Raw genomic sequence first — 19,536 nt, forward strand, 5'->3', positions numbered from 1 at the left:
CATTATCCGCCGATGCCGTAGCTCTTCAACATGGCATCCAGTTCTGGTTTTCGGCCCCGGAAGCCGACAAACAGTGTCATTGGATCTTCTGAGCCACCGCGGGTCAAGATATTGTCAAGGAATGACTGACCGGTTGTGCGATTGAAAATTCCCTCTTCCGAGAAACGAGAATAGGCATCTGCTGCCAAAACATCCGCCCACAGATAACTGTAATAACCTGCCCCATAGCCGCCATTAAAGATATGGCTAAAGGAGTTCGGGAAGCGTCCCCAATCGGGTGATGGCACAACGGCCACCTGTTTTTTCACGGATTGCAGCGTTTCCAGGATTTGCGCCCCTTTGGCGGGATCATATTCCACATGCAGGCGGAAATCGAACAGGCCAAACTCAAGCTGGCGCAGAATTTTCATTGCGGCCTGATAGTTTTTGGCGGCCAGCATATTATCCAGCATCTCTTTGGGCAGAGGTTCCTGAGTTTGATAGTGACCGGAGAGAAACGCCAATGCTTCCGGCTCCCAGCACCAGTTTTCCATAAACTGGCTTGGGCATTCTACGGCATCCCACGGTACGCCACTGATACCGGCAACATCCAGGGCTTCAATCTCAGTTAGCATATGGTGCAGGCCATGCCCAAACTCATGGAACAGCGTTGTGACTTCATCGTGCGTAAACAGGGCAGGATGGTCACCGACGGGTTTATTAAAGTTACACGTCAGATAAGCGACCGGATTTTGCAATTCGCCCGATGCGTGACGCATTCTGCCGACATAACTGTTCATCCAGGCACCACCGCGTTTATGTTCGCGGGCATACAGATCTAAATAGAAACTGCCGCGCAATACTTGCTTATCGTCATACAGATCAAAGAAGCGAACATCAGGGTGCCAAGTCTCGACATCATGGCGCTCTGTCGCGGTGATGCCATAAATGCGGCGAACCACTTCAAACAGCCCTTCCAGCGCCCGTTGTTCAGGGAAATAAGGACGCAGTTGTTCGTCATCAATGGAGAAGTGATGCTGTTTTTGTTTCTCGCTGTAATAAGCCAGATCCCACGCTGCCAGTTCATCAATACCGTAGTGAGATTGGGTAAAATCGGTGAGCGCTTCCAGCTCATCCTTACCTTGCGGGTGGGCGCGTTTAGCCAGATCATTCAGGAAATCGAGCACTTGCTGGGGTGTTTGAGCCATTTTGGTCGCAAGAGAGCATTCAGCATAGTTCTTGAAACCCAGTAATTGGGCGAGTTCATGACGCAATGCGAGTATTTCCGCCATAACCTCGCTGTTATCCCATTTTCCGGCATCTGGCCCTTGCTCGGAGGCACGGGTCGTATAGGCGTAATACATTTCTTTGCGCAGTTCACGCTTATCAGCATAGGTCATGACGGGCAGATAACTTGGCATATTGAGCGTCAGCAACCATCCATCCAGCTCCTTGGCTTCAGCGGCGGCCTTGGCGGCGGCTTTGGCGCTTTCAGGCAGACCGGCCAGATCGCGCTCATCGGTAATCAGCTTGGTCCATCCCATTGTGGCATCCAGCACATTATTGCCAAATTTTGCGCCCAGCTCGGATAAACGTGCCGTTATTTCACCGTAACGTTTCTGCTTCTCTTCTGGCAAGCTAATGCCGGACAATTCAAAATCACGCAAAGTATCTTCAACCACTTTTTGCTGTGGCTGGGAAAGGGTTGCGAAGGTTTGGCTCTCTTTTAGCGATTTATAGGCCTGGTATAGCCCTTTGTGCTGCCCCAGCCAGGTATCGAATTCAGAGAGCAGCGGCAGGCTTTGCTCGTAGGCTTCGCGAAGCTCTGGACTATTCTTGACCGCATTCAGGTGTTCGACGGGCGACCACATACGGGAAAGCCTGTCTTTCTCTTCTGAAATGGGTTGGCACAGATTATCCCAAGTAAAAGTGGCATTTTCGGATAAAATCTTCTCAATTACTTGACGGTAATTGGCTAACGTCTCTTTCACAGCAGGCACGACATGTTTAGGTTCGATGACAGAGAATTTAGGCAATGCAGAAGATGTCAGTAACGGATTAGTCATAATGAGCGCCTTAAATGTGTAGTTGGGTACAGGCTGAAACCAGCCGCGCATCCCAATGGGTTATTGACGATAGATGGGGATAAGATACCGTGAGTTCAATGCGAATGCCGCACTTTTGTGTGAATAATTATGCTCTTTTTATATCAGAGATCTGTGAAGTCATGGGGAGGTTTAGATATGACCGGAGACGCGCTATAATCCCTGCTCTTCATCAATTTCATTAATGGAAGATCATCGTCCCCGGTGGGGCGGCTGGGCTTCAAATCCAGATGGGGCCGCCAGCGGTCCCCGGCAGGTTCGACTCCTGTGATCTTCCGCCATCGAGTCGTTGCCAAGACTGGCTTTCTTGGTTGATATGGAACTTTCCTGAACCTCTCTCTGATTAATGTATGAATCAAGTAAACCAAATAAGACAAACTTCGCACGTCAGCAAGATTTTAATCTATGGTATTACGTGAAATTAAAGTGAATTAATTATCTGATTTTATTTAAGAAGAGAGGTTGATCGCAATTTCCCTGCTGTATTTTCACTCGCACTGGAAAATATAAATAATTCTATTATATCCTGCCCGGCGGCCTGCCCAAAATAGGCAACAGTAATGTTATGACTACATTATTTTTGCTCTTCGGCATTCACTAAAAATTGCTATACCGATCCAACTTCAAGTTGCAGTTTGCAAGCCAATGAAAGTGTTTATATCTCCCCTGCGCGGGGAGATATAAGGCGCATCTTGAAAGGCAATGGGTATATACCCAAAGATGATGGAGAGTACACATGAGCAGGGTGATGGATAAAATCAATCCACTGTTTGACCGCTCAGGTTTGGTATTTACACTGATTACCGAAAATTTACCGGAACACACCTTTGCGGTTGTCGATTTTTCTCTGAGTGAAGCACTGTCAACCCCTTTTCGGCTGGAAGCCACATTAACCGGTAAAACGTCTGCCATTAATTTTGCTGATGTCCTCGACAGGAATGCCGCTTTTGCCGTGCATCGCAATGGACAGACGGAGCGGCAAGTCACCGGAATGGTCACCCAGTTTTCGCAACTTTCTACCGGGCGTCATACCAGCCACTACCGTATCACCCTCCAGCCCCCGTTGTGGCGTGCCTCATTACGGGTCAATAGCCGGATTTTCCAAAACCAATCCGTGGAGGGTATCGTTGAAAGCCTGTTGCGGGAAAATGGGATACGCAATTTCGACTTTCTATTGGGTTACAAACACCCGCCACGGGAATTTTGCGTTCAGTATGATGAAAGCGACCTTGCTTTTATCCAGCGCTTACTGGCCGATGAAGGTATTTTTTACTACTTCACGTTCGATCAGGCGCAGCACGAGCAACGCATCGTATTTCACGATTCCTGCCTGTCCCTCAATAAAGTGATTACCGTCCCTTATCGCCCGGAAACTGATGGGACAGCTCAAAGGCGATCTGGCTGAAAAAATTCAGGGCATCGTCAGTATTGATGCGCAAGGGGATCTGACGCTACAAAGTGGCAGCAAAATCACCCTGAATGTCGGTGGAAATTTTGTTGTGCTTCATGCCGGTGGGATTGACATCAAAGGTGCAGCGATCAACCTGAATTCCGGTGGCAGCCCCGGTGATTTACTGGCGCCGGCTACCCCCGCCATTTTGCTGGCCGCGGCAAGCGAAGGATCAATGTTTGTCGCCCACTGCCCAATGAAAGAAAAGGAGAAACAGGCATGAGCCAGGAAACCCTCTACGCCATTATTGATGGCGCGGCAGAACCCGATCTGTTTTTGACATTGGAGCGCTACGATCCACCGTCCGCCTGCCTTTATGGTGAGCCTCTCCAGCCGGAACTGGTTAAGATCGCGCCGTACCTGATACAGGTCACTGAAAAGGTCAAAATCTGGCTGGAATGCCGCAGAACGCCGTGGGGAATTTTCGTCCACAGTGAAGCGGATATGAAAACTGTGCGCCAGCATTTACGAAAATACCTGCAAGTATTGCTTCCGCAGCAGGAAAAACCGGTCTTTTTCCGTTTTTATGATCCGCGCAATATCTGGGATTTTCTCGGCGTATTGAGTGACTGGGAGCTGCATTGTTTTTTAGGGCCGATCACGCGGATTACGACACTCTATCTTGAAGAAGAACGCACGGATAACTTTGCCGAAATCAGGGAGCCTTTTCCTGTCGGTGCAACCAGCAAGCGCAAAATGCTCGCTATCAGCGAAATTCAGTTGGAGAAAATACAGGCTATTTTCACCGCGCGTTATATCGAAAAACTAGCGGGATTCATCCCCGGATGGCTGGATAAAGCGCCTTTTGATTTTATTCCGCATATCGATACGCTGGAATGCGCCCGGCAATTTTTTGACTGGTTCAACCAAAACGGTATTACGGATGATCGCAATGTCCGGGGCTTACTCCAGCTTTTTATCACCCGACACTACCTCACGATTGATGACCTGCCGGCGGCCATATATTCCCAATTAACCGAATACAACCAGCCGGGGCATATGCGGGCGGAAAGTGTGTTAATTCAAGAGCTAGGCCAAGTGCCGCTTTAATCAAAACAGGGGAAACACGATGGGGAATGCAGTCAAAATTGGTGATACCGGCACAGGGCATGGCGATTGTTCCGCGACTCCCGTTATTGCCGGAGCCAGTACGGTCAAAGTGGATGGGGCTTATCTTGCCCGACAAGGTGATGCTTTGGCATCTCACTGTTCACATCCACGTGCCATTTCAGGTGGCTCTGGTTCCGTATTTATCGAAGGGAAACCTGCCGCCAGAACCGGAGACGCCGTGGATTGTGGCGGCGTTGTTATTGGTGGTGGCAGCGTCAACATTGGTTAAGGAGAAAGATAATGACCTCAACAAAAGCCGGTTCGGCAATATGTGATTGCGACAATCCAGATGATTGTACACATAAGATTGATATCAAATTAGGTGATAAGACCATTAGTTATCAGCAATTTTTGTTTCCATACCAGCTTCATTATGTCGTTGATAAACCCAAGGAGGGTGAAATACCCCAAGTCCCTATAACATTAACGTCAATCAGTAAAGGCTGTATATCGCATAACTCACGGTGTCCTATTGGAAATTTATCTAATGAAAAAAGTCAGCCCATTGCCCAATTTTCACCGAATAAACCGTATACGGGGAAATTGAGTTACTCAAAGAAAACTGACTCTTTTTCTGTCTTGGATAACAGCCCTATCGTTCTTTTACGTCGTTTTTTAGAAAAGGATTTTTATTCTCAACTAGAGAGCGAAAATTATTATATTCGAGTAGATGAGTGTGCCGGAAAACCCTTAGTCGATAAAACAATTGATCTGCCTGGAATTATTAGGCGAACGACGTTGGGAAATAAAACTATTCTCGGTACAAATATCCACCTATATCTTAATGAAAGGCAGGCGTTTAACGTTGCTATTGGCGCCGCAGAAGAAATTGAAAAATATACTGATGAGCAAAGAAGACAACAGCAAAAAGAGACCAACAGAAAAAAGGGAATGAGGTATAAAGGCTCACAAGGGTGGCGCAGAAATACCAAACCTTATGAAGTGCGTAATTCATTAACCATTGAAGGAGAAATCACGGCTGAAAAAGGCGCGGAAACACGTAGCTGGTCAAAAGAACTTGAATTTGAGTTCAAGAAAGGCAAAAAGAAGTTAGGGCCAATCGATACCGCCATCGAGAGTATTGGTAAGCTCAATAATATTCTTGCATTCGGGCATGATCAAGATAAATTCCGGGTCATTAATTTAGATCTCATCTATCCTTTAATTAATATTAGTGGAGGTTATGAACTTTCACATAGTGATAATTATAAACTTTTCTGTAAATTTAATGCGGATATTACGGCAACACCATTAATAGGTTTAGAATTACGCGCTGATGTTATTCAAATATTTGCGGCTTATTTTAAAGTCGATACATTAGTTACTAAAATACGTGAAAAAGGGGAGGAATTCGAACAAGAGGTCAAGCAAGGTAAAAACGGGGCATTTTATGGTGCGCAATTAGATTTGATCCTCAGTGGTGACTTGAACGTTATGTTTGGCTGGGAATCTGATGATAAAGGAGACTGGTCTTTTAAAAAAGATGCCGTCTTAGAAACCGGATTCGGCATCAGAGCCGAAACGAATATTCGCGGTGGTGTCCGTTATTATGCCATTAATGGTTATTTTGATGCTTCTGCTCAAATTGCAGCTAAAGTAAATGTTGCACTAGCGTCTACAGAGAAAAGTATGGAGTTAATACTTTATCATGATGGTATTCAGGCATCGGCGAGTGTGAAGTATGGGATTAGAATGGGTGATAAAAAATCAAAAGATAATGAAGATGTATTAAATGAAGAACAAAATAAAAATACAGAAGGAGTTAAAGAACGTGACTGGGTATTTCAAAAACCGCTTAGCAAAGAAGAATCACCGTACAGAATTTCTTTGGGCTAGTATTTTATCATGTATATTTACTGCTTCAGCGTCAGGAAAAACAAATATGGAATATAAGTATTTATTATCAATGAATACACACCGGAGTGTCTGTGTTGTCCGCCTTAATGAGATAATGGCAATGGATAACGTAGATTCCCGTAGCGGAACAGAATCCAGTGGATTCAATGTTACTGCCTTTTTAGAAAATGGCAATAATACATTCTCTGTTTCAATGGGGAAAAAAGCCATTGATAAGGATTTTAAAAAATTCAATCCTGATTCATGGTGTGAAGCAATCATCAGAAAAGCATCTGCGCATGATCAAGGTCAAATTGTTAGCTATATTAAATTATCTGTAGATAATAATGGGGATATTGTTACTCACTCCTCACCAAACCATATTTCTGATAACTCTGCAGATTTTGATTTTTCAGGTATGTCTAAAACTCGTGGAGAAAAAGGACTATATCAAGCAAAAAAAACTTATTCTATTAATGGATTACCTGATTGGATGTGGACAAAAGCAAATCCTGTATCAGAAAACGATTTACCTTCTATTAGAGTTTTCTATAAGGAAATTATTGATACCTTTTCACATAATGATTTAGATAAATTATGGAAAATGAGTAAGCCTGCATGGGAAGAGTGGGCTATTGCAGATAATAGTAATCCAAGAATATTTTTTAATTCAATGGACTTTGAAGAAATGTTAAATAGTGGTGATTACACTGTAAGAGTCAATCCGGAATGGGAAAACTTTAGATTAGTTAGCTATAAAGGTGGTCGTTTATTCCGCCTTGAAAAGGGAGCTTTTGGCCGTTCTCCTATATTACTTGATAATAAAATTACAGGTGATACTGCCACTTATAGCCCTTACCTGTCCATTATCAATGGCAAAGTGGTTATCTCACGATAATTAACTTAATTTGGCTAATCAATGATGAATAATCCTGATTAGCCAAATATACATTATTCACCGAGCCAACGTAGCGCCGCTTGCGCAAGACTAAGTCTTTTTTCTTCAATAGAGTTACTGTAGGTTCGTTGCTTTTCTTCAATAGCGTTATTGTAGGTTTGTTGTTTAATCATACGAGTCACTTTATGACGATGATATCTATCTATCAATGTTTCTCCTCCTTGCCATTTATTCACTTTTTTACGGGTTTCATCAGGATGGTTTTCTAAGTAAGTATTAATGGGTTTTATTGAATGCGCATGTTTAAAGAAATCAATAGGTAATAGTTTAATGGCTTTGTTGAGATAGACAACACGAGCCTGTTCTAATTGCTCATTAGGGAGTTCTATTTTTGGATCAAAAGGTTCATTTTCTTCTCTGGTAAATTTAATTCTATTATGAAAAATATCTTGATGGAGACTTTCAAAGTGATCACGATATTTATACATCTTTTTCAAAAAGTGAAGTGAAAAAAGTAGACAATCTCCATCACTATTTTGTATTTTATTATAAATATAAAGTGTTTTTATGTTAGAAACATTATTAAGTAAAACATGTAATATGGAAAAAATCCACTGGTTATGTCCTAGGCTTGAGTCAACAAAAATGACAGAAATATTATTGTGCGCATCTTTAAAAACATTGGCCGCGGCAAAATGTGTTCTACCATCACCAGCATTAACAATAAATCTTTTGTGTTTGTTATTTATTAAGGTTGAATTATCTGTTATTAATTTAAAAAATTGATTCACATTCAAAATAGTATCATGAGCATTCATGTCCAAATATCTTGTATTAAAATGATTTAATATTATTTTACAATTTAATATATCCATCTGTATGTTATTAAATTGAATGTTATTTTCTTTATTTGATTGAATTTTAGTTATATATTGGTTTAGCGATTCTTTATCAAGCATTTCTTAATACTCCAATAGCTATCTGAAACATTTTTATAAGTTAGTTGGTTTGACTATTGAAAAGTTTTCCCAAAAAACATTTTTTGTTCTATGTAGGAGTTAAAATTTTTAGATTTCAGCTTTCTTAATAAGCCAGACATCTCTGAACATAACAAATCATACTGTTGCAGAATGATGCTTGTGACATCAACGGCACCTTGATTATATGGGCTATATGAAAAATTTGGCTACTCTCCCGTTAATCGTGAAAATGGGTTTTGGCAGATAGTTCATTTGAATATTTATAAAAATAATTAATATGATTGTTTTGTCAAAACTCAAGGAAAGAAAATCGCTCCTTGAGTTCTTAATTATTGACTATCAAATCGGCTTTTCTATTGAATTATACAGCTTATCAAGTTGATGAATGCGTTGGCGATAACTTTGCAATAAACAGGTTGTATTTCCCTTGCATTTTTGGCGCTGTTTCAGCCATGTGGTTTGGTTATCATACATTTCGCCAGATACGCCCATGGCAAACAATCCCCGCAGAAAATGATATTTCACGCTTAATTCTACATCCAGATCATTCAGTTTTGGGTTTGAACAAATTGCTTTTTCATCCGGTGCCTTGGCTTTTGCACAGTCAAAACTGGCTGAAAAACTGAGTGGGGAGAAGATGAGTAACATTAGCCAGAAGTATTTCATTTACTTCTCCTTATGGGGAAGAACAACTGGACCAGGCCCGGTTTGCAATTTTGGCGGTACAATTTTTTCGAATTGGAATGACTGGGCTTTGCCGGTTGCATCTAATTTGCAGGAGAATTTAATGTCGTGCCAGCCATCATCGGTTCTATACATACCGATGCCAACCAATTCAGAAGGGGATTTGAGTCTGATACTCTCTTCTGAAACTTCACCAAGGAAAACCTTATCAGCGTCTTTATAATATTTCTTAATGATAGGTAAGGCAAAAGGGCGACAAATAAATTCTGCCACTTTTTTAGTCTCTGACCAACTTTCGACTATTGATAGGGCAGATTTATCTGTAACTTGTTTATTTATTTGCTGTTGCAGATATTTTTTCTGGTCTGGTGATAAGGGTTGAGATGGCACTTGCGCTTGTGCAAAGGCAGAGAATAGTAAACTGATGACCCCCAAATAAGTTAAATATCTTGAGTAAAACATAATGGCATACTCCTTGTTTGAGATTAAAAAAGTATGGCATAGATTTGATGGGAGTGCCATTGATATACTGCTGCTGCATGCCCTCTGGCTATTTATCGACAAGATTAAGATTAACAGAGATATCTTTTAATCTTGATAAAGTACCATCCAATTGATAGCCAAGGCCAAAGTTGTCGCTGCTGCATCTTTCACATTATCGATAAGAATAATATTAGGATATTCCGTTTTTGTGGTATTAGGCAAAAGGTATTCGGTTAACACTCTATTTGCGATATCGGCTAATTCTTTAATACTGAAGCTCGCGCCTGTGGGACATGCCGATGCGTCTGAAATGCTCTGGGTCAATGTCCACTCTAATTCGAAATATTGCTCTGGTGCATGATCACGCATTTTTTTAAGTTGGTCGTGGGCCATTGCGGAATAGTCATTTGTATTAGAATACTGATGATACATATTTAATTGGCTAAGAGAAAAAAATCCTGCATCTTCATACTCACCTAAATCAATATCGGGTTCTTTCTTATCATCGACAAAGAATAAAATGGCTGAGCGAGTTCCATTAGCGGTCAGTGTATTGAGCGTTAAATCGGCAACATTCCCTGTAGGTGCGCTGTAGTATAAATGTTTAATGTTAGATAATTTATCAAATAAATCAAACCACTGTTCTCGATCAAAATGACGATATGAACTAAATGTACCTACATCTAAATTAAGGGAATGGGAAATCTTTATCATAATTAATTCATTATTCGTTTCTGTAAATTGATTAATTCCCTCAATAATAGATGCAATTGATTCACCATTTGCGCCTTCATAAAAGAACCCCGCCTTAAAAAAGTGGCCAGTAAAAAATTGACCATCGCTAAGGGTTGGCCTAATATCGAAATATCTTATGCCTAATTTCAACTGGCCTAAAATATTATTTGATTGAGTCAACGTGTTACATTCTGAGGCCAACTTTGTACTCCATGTAACAGCACTCATTCCAGCATCGTGAGAACCAGTGATACAAACTTTTCTTAGTGGGTGGTTCCCTAAAAGATTAATGTTTTCTTGTATCCAGGATTCAGGATTTATATTAGGTCCTATATAATTATCAATATCACCAATAAAAAATAATTGAATGAATCCATTTTGTTCCCAGCCAAGACTGACGATAGACCCTTTTTTATGGTTGCTTGTTTCTAAATTTTCCAGATAGACTTCTAAATCGAATCGTCCAAGCTCGTTTTTATACCTTCCTCGTATTCTGAACGCATTATTTTCTGAATCCATTATTTGATATTTTATGTCAAAATTACAATTGCTTATATCGTAGCCATGACATGTAATAGCAGTATGTGCGCATTCTTTAGGGTTAAGTGAATCGGGTAAGGCTCGAATATCCACATATTGGGAAGTGCCGGATATTTTTTTCCAAACAGAATTTGTACTATTAACGAGTATGAGATCTGCGTATTCTCCATATTGAGACATGATTATTTCCCCTTATTGAAAGTAATATTTGTTATTATTTCTGTGCGTTACTTTTAATTATAGCAGGGATTGTCAAATGTCAAGTTGGATTTAAATAATGTTTTTACATTAAATAATAATTAAATATCCTTATGCTTTTAAAGTTTTCTTTGAAAGAAAAAAACATCCCTCACTTTATTTTTAGTGAGGGATGTTTCTAAAGTTATTTTATAAACAATCAATTATAATAAATGAAGATATATAAATAATATTATCCTTTGGATATTAAATATATTGATTCATAAGGTTTGATCTTAATTTCATGCTCTACCTTTGCAGGAGATGGATAATTGCTGATCAAAACCTGCCACGCTTTGCTTAAAAGTGAAGGCTCTGGGGACCAAAGTTGTGTTTCATCACTGAGGTTTGCAATGACCAGCAAGGTTTGATCTTGCCAACGACGCAGATAACACCACAGTGATGGGTGCTCTGGCAGCAAATCCAGGTAATCACCATATGTCAGGATCGGCTGTTGCTTTCTCAATTTAATCAAATTGTGGTAGCAATAAAAGACGGAATCTTCATCCTGTAAGACGGTTTCAGCGTTGATCTCTGGGTAATTACTGCATGGTGCAATCCACGGCGTCCCGGTGGTAAAACCGGCGTTTGCTGAATTATTCCACTGCATGGGGGTTCGGCTGTTATCACGGGATTTCTGCGCCAAAATTGCCAGTATATCCTCGACTTGCATACCTTGCTCAATGCGCTCTTGATACATATTCAGGCTTTCAATATCCCGATAGTCCTCAATGCGCGTAAAGTGAGGGTTTGTCATGCCCAGCTCTTCACCCTGATAAATATAAGGCGTACCCTGCATACCGTGTAGCACCATCGCCAGCATTTTGGCAGATGTTTTGTAGTGCTGATGTTCATCCCCAAATCGAGAAACAATGCGTGGCTGATCATGATTACACCAGAAAAGCGCATTCCAGGCTTTTTGGTGCATACCCTGCTGCCATGTTGAGAAAATCTTTTTCAGTTCAACATAATCGGGTTTTGCCAGCGTCCATTTTTCTCCATTTGGGTAATCCACTTTTAGATGGTGAAAATTAAATGTCATGGACAGTGCTGTCCCCTCCAGGGCAGCATAGCGTTGGCAGTGCTCAAGGCGGGTAGAAGACATTTCACCCACGGTCATCAAGCCCTTAGGCTGGAAAACATCACGGCTCATTTCTTGTAGAAACTCATGTATCCGTGGGCCATCGGTGTAGAATCGACGGCCATCGCCGTGATCATCATCAGGATAAGTTTGCTGTTTTGAGACAAGGTTAATGACATCCAGACGCAAGCCATCAACCCCACGATCAGCCCAGAACTCACAGACTTTCTTCAATTCCGCGCGAACCGGCTCATGCTCCCAATTTAAATCGGCTTGTTCAACGGCAAACAGGTGGAGGTAATATTGTTGACTTTCTGCATGCCATTGCCACGCGTTACCCCCAAATTTGGATTTCCAGTTATTGGGCAGGGAACCTTCAGCACCATCCCGCCAGATATAAAACTGGCGGTAGGGGCTATCGATGTTCTGCGCCGCCTGGAACCACGCATGTTGGGTGGAGGTATGATTGAAAACCATATCCAAAATAATGCGAATGCCACGGCGATGGGCATTTTGCACCAAATTATCAAAGTCCTCCATGGAGCCATAATCAGGATTGATGGCACAGTAATCGGCGACATCATAGCCATTATCAACTTGCGGAGATGGATAAATTGGCGTGATCCAAATGGCCTCAACCCCAAGACGCTGTAAATAATCCAACCGTTGGGTGATCCCGTTGATATCGCCCGTGCCGCTACCGGTACTATCCTGAAAACTCTTTGGATAAATTTGGTAGATAACGCTATCCATCCACCAGGGTTTTTGTTCCGTCATAAAGAGATACCTACAAAATTAATTGGCCTGTTCATTGAGTAAGATCGCCTTGCGTTCATTTCTACGATAAGCCAGAACGGTCAGGAGTAATGGCACAATAATCGCGATGAGCATAGCAATCAGATAAGTCATCCAGAACTGCGGCTTGATTGAAAGAATTCCTGGTATTCCTCCAACGCCGATGCCATTGGCAGTGACATGGTTGAGTCCGCAAACCAGTCCAGCGATAGCTGAGCCAATCATTGCGCAGAACATCGGGTAACGGTATTTAAGGTTGATACCATACATGGCGGGTTCAGTTACCCCCAGGTAGGCTGAAATTGCCGCAGGAACAGAAATCTCGCGCTCTTTTTGTTTCTTGCTGGCCCAGATAATGCCGGCAACGGCAGAACCTTGGGCGATATTCGATAGCGCGATAATAGGCCAGATTGGGGTGCCTCCGGTGCTTTGGATCATTTGCAGGTCGATTGCCAGCGTTGTTTGGTGTACACCGGTGATCACCAGCGGCGCGTAGAAGAAACCAAACAAAGCGGCTCCGATAGGAGCAAAGCTACCGGTCATTAGCCCTTTGACCGCCCAAGCAACACCATCCCCGATAGCGCGTCCGGCAGGGCCTATCAGGGCATGGGCAAGGAAGACGGCCAGTATTAAGGAAGTCACCGGGACAATCACAAGATAGAGGTAATCTGGCACCCATTTTTTCAGCCGCGTTTCAATCCATCCCAACGTCAGGCCGGCTAACAGGGAAGGAATAACCTGTGCCTGATAACCGACTTTAGAAATGGTAAACCAACCGAAATTCCAGACTTCGGGCGTTTGTTGCCCAAGCAGGTAAGCATTCATCAATTGTGGGGAAACCAGGGTAATGCCGAGAATAATCCCCAGAATGGGGGTTCCGCCCATCTTTTTGACGGCAGACCAGCAGATACCCACAGGCAGGTAGAAGAATACCGCTTCACCGATTAGCCAGAGAAAATCATAAACACTCTGCCAGACAGGGTAGAGTTGCGCGAGCGATTTGCCTTCACTAAATGGGATATCTCCGATCAGGTTACGAAAACCGAGGACTAAACCGCCGCTGATCAGGGCAGGGAGTAGTGGGAAAAAGATCTCAGCAAAATGTGAAATTGCATTTTCATACCATTTCATATTTTGGCGAGCAGCTTGTTTAACTTCTTCTTTATTAACGGATTGTTTTCCCGTGGTTTCAAGCAGCGCTTTATAATAGACATCCACATTCGTCCCAATCACCACCTGAAATTGGCCGGCATTGGTGAAGCACCCCTTAACCATGGGTAACTCTTCAATAGCTTTGGCATCGGCATTTTCTGGTGTATTAAGAACGAATCTGAGGCGGGTGATACAATGACTGACGGAAGCGATATTCTCTTTACCACCAATCAGGGTAATAAGATTATCAATATCCTTTTGATTTATTTGTTTTTTCTTCATGCCTTTTCTCCTTTGTATGGCAGGAGTTATAAATAATGGGGTTTTGCGATTAACAGAATGATTACGCTCGTGATGAGATAATAAATAGACTGAAGTAATAGCCAGTTAATCCTAGACAGATTTTTAGAGTTTGAATATGAAAAGATGCTTTGTTTGAGTTTTAGATCACATTTTACGCCATTAATTTGAAATTAAAGGGTTTTTTATATTCGTCGTGCTGGCTATTATAAGATTTTCAATTTCTTTGGTAATTTTAGGGTTTGTTAACGTTTTGTGTTCATCATTTATTCTACTCACATTGGCAGACAGACAACGATAAACGCCAGTGCCAACATGCTGGCGTAATTTTGTTCTAATTTATCGTATCTTGTTGCTATTACTGGAAAATGTTTAATTATGGCGAACGCATTTTCCAAATTAGTCAGGTAAGTCCCGCTATGGGATCCCGGTTCTCATGCGGGAAAGAATGCTTTCGAAAGTGAGACTATACTCTTTTTTGGCGAAAACAATGATACCAGATCATCATACCGTTCAAATTCCCTTCACAAAACGTCCACCGCCGCTAATAATTTGAAAATTTTATTGGTGAATTTTTAACATAAGAAATATAGTCACACTCGGAACATAAAGTTAAATCTGCTTTTACTCAATTCAAGTATAAGAGGTCTGTATTATGTTAGAAGAATCATCAAAAGAGTCCCCTGAAATTTCTAAAGAGATCCTCTATGAGCAAAGTCATTTATTAAAGTCCAGATGTATTATTATTTCTGGCGAAATTAATCAAAAACTAGCTGAAAGGGTAACAACACAGTTACTAATTTTACAAGAAATAAGTAACGAGCCAATCAAGATTTTTATTAATAGTCAGGGTGGACATGTTGAAGCTGGTGATACTATCCATGACTTGATTAAATTTATAAAACCAGAGGTATTTATAATAGGAACCGGTTGGGTTGCAAGTGCCGGCATTACTATTTTTCTTGCTGCCAAAAAAGAAAATCGTTACTCACTTCCAAATACTCGTTTTATGATACACCAACCTTTAGGAGGATATGAAGGAAGAGCATCTGATATTGAAATTGAAGCAAGAGAATTCTTGTTGATACGTAGTCGGATAAATCAGCTTATCAGTGATGCCACAGGACAACCGGTAGAGAAGGTAGAAAAAGATACTGATAGAAATTATTGGATGCGTCCTAAACAGGCTACTGAATATGGAATTGTAGGGAAAATAATAACCAAGTGGGAAGATATTAATTACAGATGAATAATAACAAGGGTGGGCAAAAGCTCATCCATTATATCCTGTTTTTTTAAAAACATAGGCGATTTCCACTCATCTCTCAGAATTGCATATATATACATATCACTCCATATTCCATTAACACGCTCGTTTTGTAATAAATGTGCTTCTTGACGCATTCCTGATTTTTCAACTAATTTTTTAGAGCCTACATTTAAAACATCTAATTTTGCATAGATTCTGTGATATTTAAAATACTCAAAACTAATATCTATCAATGCACCTGCCTGCCCAATTCGTTTTTCGAAACACCAAATCGTGTTACGGTCTGGGATATTAATGACATCGGTCAGGCGACAAAAGCGTTGCCCGCTCATTCGGTCAAGTAATTGATATTCCATCTTTTCATCGGAAAGATTATGGAAATTTTTCAGAATAATGATGCGAACCATCACCTCAGTCGGGAACGGTGGGGCGCACCTTCTCGTTTGACGATTTTTCGGAAAGCTTCGCTATCGTAACCCTTAATAGTTCTTCTCAAGGTAACCGTTTTTTGGCGAAAACAATGATACCAGATCATCGTGCCGTTCAAATTCCCTTCACAAAACGTCCACCGCCCCTAATAGCTATGGGATATGGGTTTATGATACTGGTTGGAAAAATTTGTACCCTATCGAGTCACAACCCGCGTGGATAGTTTTAGGGTGATTTTTGAATAGGGTTGTCTCGCTGCACCTTGTAACAGCGCAAAATATCATTCATTTTCATTTCGTCAATTTTATATCCATGATGGTTTCAATTACGCCATTTCGTAGACATTTTTGCTGATTCGGCGTCACAGAAACCGTCTGGCTAACGGGCAGGACTGGAATTCCCGAACCTAAAAAGACCGGCACGGTGGTAATAAACAGTTGTTGTAACTCTCCGGCATCGGCAAAACTTGCGGCGGTTTTTCCTCCCCCAATCAGCCAAACATCTTTTCCCTTGGCTGCGGCTCTTGCCTGGATAGCAATATTTTGGGGACTATCTTGGGTGACAGCGGCATTAATATCAGCAGAAATTGTTAAGTTTCTTGACGAGAGGATAAAAGAGGGAATATTTCGATACGGCCATTCACCTGCGGCGTTTTTCATAATCCATTCATAGGTTCCTGCCCCCATAATTGTGGCACCGATATTTTGATAAAACGCATCATAAGGAGTGGCATCATCACCTGGCGGGTAATCATATAACCAACCTAATTCATGGTCTTGAGTAGCGATGTAACCATCCATGGTGGCGGCGACATAATAGATAAGTTTTGACATGATTTCCCTCCATTGTAGATTTAAAAATATTGGCAACTTAGAATAACTTATAGCTGGTTTTTAGGGATCAAATCCTGGTTTATCACCATGCGCTTGCGGTCGGGTTCTACCGCTGTGCGTAATGTTTTCCTCTCGAAGTCTATTGGGAATGGACGCCCATTTCACGGTGCAACCCGCCAAAACGGCGGTAATACGCGGCGGAGGGTTGAGGTAATTGACCAATGGTCGTTTCGCAACGTTCGCTGACGTAGCGTGTCGCAGCGAGGCCAATGGACTGATAAATATTGATACACAAATTACGGGCAATTTGCCCCTCCCATTGTGCGGGGAGCAGGGCATCCGGCAGCAGCGGATCGCGCAGCACGATGCGGCGGAAAAAGTGGATCAGCAGTAGGCGCAACTGGAAACAGCGTTCTGGTGTCAGGTCGGCCTCATGGCAATCCCGCAGGAGTGCCATTAATGGCCGGAAAAAAACGATAAATTTGTGATAATGCTGTGACACCTGCTCCAGTGACCAATTGACAGCGACGAGTTCTTTCAGGCTCTGTTCCGAATGCGGGTAAGGATAATCAGCCCGGAAATAGATAACGGAATCGCTGGCGTTGAGTTTCCCCAAGAGGGCGGGAATATCTCTTTGGGAATGGCTTGGTGCCGCCATCAGGGTATTGCTAAATTGTGCGAACCCAAGCCAGTCCAACTCTTTTTTCAGGCGGTTACGCTGATTTTTGGCAGTGCCTGCCAATAGCAGCAGATCCCACTTGCCATCCCATTTTGGTTGCTCACTGAGATAGATTTTATCCTCGGCATGACGAAATTGATGTATTCCCCGCTCAGCGATACGGTAATAACTGCGTCGCCCCAGTTTTTCTACCGTCAGCCACCCCTCTTTTTGCAGCCTGAATACGGATGTTCTCACGAAACGGTCACTAAACCCCATCGGTTCCAGCAAGAGACTCAAACTCCCCAGCCAGACTTCACCGCCACGGTGACTAAGGGCATCCCCATACAGGGAGATGATCAGCGATGTTCCGCTGATAGGCTGTGCGTTGAGGGCATGTTGGATAAAGTCATCAAGTTTGTGTGCCATAGTTTCTGTGATCTGCGCAAAGGTGGGTCATGACATTAGCATAACTGTATCGATGAGCTTGATCGATATGCTTAGAAAAAACCCTTTGGAGCAACACCCTGTTAGGAAAAATTTCATTGGGAAAAGGTGCCACCGCCGTTTCACCTCATGTCACTTGCGGTGGCAAAAGGTTATTTACGTGGCCGGTTGTCGATCACCCGCACCGCCTTGCCTTCTGAACGTGGGATCACACCCCTATTGACGATGCGGACATCGGTGTTAAGCCCTACGGTCGATTTTATGTGATGGCATAATTGGTGACAGAGATTGCAACGTTGTTCATCGTCCAGCAGATCGGGTTCTTTCAGTTCAACTTTGACTGACAGGCAGTCATAGTTATCCTCGCGATTGACTTCCAATTGGTAGTGGGGGGAGAGTTCTGGCAGGCGCATGATCTGTTCTTCTATTTGTGATGGAAAAACGTTGATACCGCGGATAATTAGCATGTCATCGGAGCGGCCGGTGATCCTGTCCATACGCCGCATATTCCGCGCCGTACCGGGTAAGAGGCGTGTCAGGTCGCGGGTGCGGTAACGGATCACCGGCATGGCTTCTTTGCTCAGGGTGGTGAGAAGGAGTTCTCCGGTTTCGCCCTCTGGCAGGTTATTCAGGTTGTCAGGATCAATCACTTCGGGATAGAAATGATCTTCCCAAATAGTCGAGCCGTCGGCGTATTCCAGTGATTCCATCGCAACGCCCGGTCCCATCACTTCGGACAGGCCGTAGATATCCAATGCCTTGATACCCATGCGGGTTTCAATTTCAGTACGCAAGGCAGCCGTCCACGGCTCTGCGCCAAAGATGCCTATACGTAAGGAGCAGGTGCTGGCATCTCCTCCCATCTGGCGCTCCAGCTCATCCAGTAACGTCAGGCAGTAAGAAGGCGTCATCATAATGATGTCAGGTTTGAAATCCATAATCAGTTTTGCCTGTTTTACGGTGTTGCCACTGGACATCGGGATCACGGTTGCGCCCAGTCGTTCCGCACCATAGTGTGCCCCCAAACCGCCGGTGAACAGGCCGTAACCGTAGGCGACATGCACTTTATCTTTGGCACTGACTCCGGCAAAGCGCAGGCAGCGGGCGATGATATTTGTCCAAGTGTCGATATCCCGCTGGGTATATCCGACGACGGTAGGGCTTCCTGTCATGCCAGATGATGCGTGGATGCGCACGACCTGTTCCATCGGGACGGCGAAGGTGTCAAAAGGGTAGTGTTCCCGCAGATCGTGTTTGGTGGTGTAAGGAAATTGGGTGATGTCACTGAGTTGCTTGAAATCGCTGGGATGGACTCCGGCTGCATCAAATTTTTGGCGGTACATGGGAACATTGTTATAGGCGTGGTTGAGGGTCCATTTCATCTGTTTAAATTGCCACGCCTGAATCTCATCACGTGAAGCAAATTCAATCGAGTCCAGCGGTTGCTCAGCGGATTTTTTTAAGTTTTGTACGTTGTTGCTCATCGTTTCCTGTCCTTTTGTTGATTTGTTTGTAACAGGGTGTTTGTGTCGTC

17 protein-coding genes, 1 tRNA gene and 2 pseudogenes are annotated in these 19,536 nt (G+C 42.9%); 8 read left to right on the forward strand and 12 right to left on the reverse strand.

Annotated elements, in window-relative coordinates:
• Nucleotides 1-2 precede the first annotated feature (2 nt).
• Complete coding sequence (gene prlC, locus Xkoz_RS06285; RefSeq protein WP_099141360.1) at nucleotides 3-2,045, reverse strand: oligopeptidase A; 2,043 nt, start codon at nucleotides 2,043-2,045, stop codon at nucleotides 3-5.
• 225 nt (nucleotides 2,046-2,270) lie between these two features.
• Here prlC and Xkoz_RS20490 point away from each other — a divergent pair.
• The 7 genes from Xkoz_RS20490 to Xkoz_RS06315 all read left to right on the forward strand — a co-directional run bounded on the left by Xkoz_RS20490 (nucleotide 2,271) and on the right by Xkoz_RS06315 (nucleotide 7,378).
• A tRNA-Sec gene (locus Xkoz_RS20490) sits at nucleotides 2,271-2,365 on the forward strand.
• A 455-nt stretch (nucleotides 2,366-2,820) separates the two neighbouring features.
• Nucleotides 2,821-3,489, forward strand: coding sequence for a type VI secretion system tip protein TssI/VgrG (tssI, locus tag Xkoz_RS06295; protein WP_339373913.1), 669 nt, complete (start codon nucleotides 2,821-2,823; stop codon nucleotides 3,487-3,489).
• On the forward strand, nucleotides 3,461-3,757 hold the full coding sequence (locus Xkoz_RS24625) for a hypothetical protein (RefSeq protein WP_339373914.1): 297 nt from the start codon (nucleotides 3,461-3,463) through the stop codon (nucleotides 3,755-3,757). Before tssI ends, Xkoz_RS24625 begins: the two co-directional genes overlap by 29 nt.
• Entirely contained in the window at nucleotides 3,754-4,584 is an 831-nt protein-coding gene (locus Xkoz_RS06300) for a DUF4123 domain-containing protein (protein ID WP_099141362.1), read from the forward strand. The genes Xkoz_RS24625 and Xkoz_RS06300 overlap by 4 nt, the downstream gene beginning before the upstream one ends.
• A 19-nt stretch (nucleotides 4,585-4,603) precedes the next feature.
• A complete protein-coding gene (locus tag Xkoz_RS06305; RefSeq protein ID WP_099141363.1) occupies nucleotides 4,604-4,873 on the forward strand; it encodes a PAAR domain-containing protein in 270 nt (89 codons plus the stop codon).
• 11 nt (nucleotides 4,874-4,884) lie between these two features.
• Entirely contained in the window at nucleotides 4,885-6,480 is a 1,596-nt protein-coding gene (locus Xkoz_RS22580) for a hypothetical protein (RefSeq protein WP_244183409.1), read from the forward strand.
• Between the two features lie 46 nt (nucleotides 6,481-6,526).
• The gene (locus Xkoz_RS06315; RefSeq protein WP_099141364.1) at nucleotides 6,527-7,378 is read left to right on the forward strand and encodes a hypothetical protein; all 852 of its coding nucleotides are present in this window, start codon (nucleotides 6,527-6,529) and stop codon (nucleotides 7,376-7,378) included.
• Between the two features lie 53 nt (nucleotides 7,379-7,431).
• Here Xkoz_RS06315 and Xkoz_RS06320 read toward each other — a convergent pair whose 3' ends face one another.
• From Xkoz_RS06320 to Xkoz_RS21545, 7 genes and pseudogenes are all read right to left on the reverse strand, one after another.
• Nucleotides 7,432-8,337 carry a YopJ family acetyltransferase gene (locus Xkoz_RS06320; RefSeq protein ID WP_099141365.1) on the reverse strand — a complete coding sequence of 302 codons (906 nt, stop codon included), beginning with the start codon at nucleotides 8,335-8,337 and terminating at the stop codon, nucleotides 7,432-7,434.
• A gap of 360 nt (nucleotides 8,338-8,697) precedes the next feature.
• Nucleotides 8,698-9,024, reverse strand: a complete 327-nt coding sequence (locus Xkoz_RS06330; RefSeq protein ID WP_099141366.1) for a lysozyme inhibitor LprI family protein — start codon at nucleotides 9,022-9,024, stop codon at nucleotides 8,698-8,700.
• Nucleotides 9,025-9,564: a hypothetical protein gene (locus Xkoz_RS06335; protein ID WP_244183410.1), complete on the reverse strand. Its 540-nt coding sequence runs from the start codon at nucleotides 9,562-9,564 to the stop codon at nucleotides 9,025-9,027. It lies immediately after the preceding gene.
• 66 nt (nucleotides 9,565-9,630) lie between these two features.
• The gene (locus Xkoz_RS06340; RefSeq protein WP_099141368.1) at nucleotides 9,631-10,980 is read right to left on the reverse strand and encodes a PI-PLC domain-containing protein; all 1,350 of its coding nucleotides are present in this window, start codon (nucleotides 10,978-10,980) and stop codon (nucleotides 9,631-9,633) included.
• 250 nt (nucleotides 10,981-11,230) lie between these two features.
• Nucleotides 11,231-12,895 carry an alpha,alpha-phosphotrehalase gene (gene treC, locus Xkoz_RS06345; protein ID WP_099141369.1) on the reverse strand — a complete coding sequence of 555 codons (1,665 nt, stop codon included), beginning with the start codon at nucleotides 12,893-12,895 and terminating at the stop codon, nucleotides 11,231-11,233.
• 18 nt (nucleotides 12,896-12,913) lie between these two features.
• Nucleotides 12,914-14,347 (reverse strand): PTS trehalose transporter subunit IIBC, encoded by a 1,434-nt coding sequence (treB, locus tag Xkoz_RS06350; RefSeq protein ID WP_099141370.1) that lies wholly within the window; start codon nucleotides 14,345-14,347, stop codon nucleotides 12,914-12,916.
• A gap of 293 nt (nucleotides 14,348-14,640) precedes the next feature.
• Nucleotides 14,641-14,763 (reverse strand): annotated as a pseudogene (locus Xkoz_RS21545) (IS5/IS1182 family transposase); the annotation flags it as partial.
• A gap of 257 nt (nucleotides 14,764-15,020) precedes the next feature.
• Here Xkoz_RS21545 and Xkoz_RS06360 point away from each other — a divergent pair.
• Nucleotides 15,021-15,614: an ATP-dependent Clp protease proteolytic subunit gene (locus tag Xkoz_RS06360; protein ID WP_099141371.1), complete on the forward strand. Its 594-nt coding sequence runs from the start codon at nucleotides 15,021-15,023 to the stop codon at nucleotides 15,612-15,614.
• A gap of 254 nt (nucleotides 15,615-15,868) precedes the next feature.
• On the opposite strand, the pseudogene Xkoz_RS06365 reads toward Xkoz_RS06360, so the two are convergent.
• From Xkoz_RS06365 to paaK, 4 genes and pseudogenes are all read right to left on the reverse strand, one after another.
• A pseudogene (locus tag Xkoz_RS06365) lies at nucleotides 15,869-16,063 on the reverse strand (transposase); the annotation flags it as partial.
• A gap of 291 nt (nucleotides 16,064-16,354) precedes the next feature.
• Nucleotides 16,355-16,897 carry a dihydrofolate reductase family protein gene (locus Xkoz_RS06370; RefSeq protein ID WP_099141372.1) on the reverse strand — a complete coding sequence of 181 codons (543 nt, stop codon included), beginning with the start codon at nucleotides 16,895-16,897 and terminating at the stop codon, nucleotides 16,355-16,357.
• A 139-nt stretch (nucleotides 16,898-17,036) separates the two neighbouring features.
• A complete protein-coding gene (gene paaX / locus Xkoz_RS06375; RefSeq protein ID WP_099141373.1) occupies nucleotides 17,037-17,984 on the reverse strand; it encodes a phenylacetic acid degradation operon negative regulatory protein PaaX in 948 nt (315 codons plus the stop codon).
• 170 nt (nucleotides 17,985-18,154) lie between these two features.
• Nucleotides 18,155-19,486, reverse strand: a complete 1,332-nt coding sequence (gene paaK / locus Xkoz_RS06380) for a phenylacetate--CoA ligase PaaK (protein WP_099141374.1) — start codon at nucleotides 19,484-19,486, stop codon at nucleotides 18,155-18,157.
• Nucleotides 19,487-19,536 lie beyond the last annotated feature (50 nt).

Source organism: Xenorhabdus kozodoii (assembly GCF_002632875.1).
Classification (GTDB): Bacteria; Pseudomonadota; Gammaproteobacteria; order Enterobacterales; family Enterobacteriaceae; genus Xenorhabdus; species Xenorhabdus kozodoii.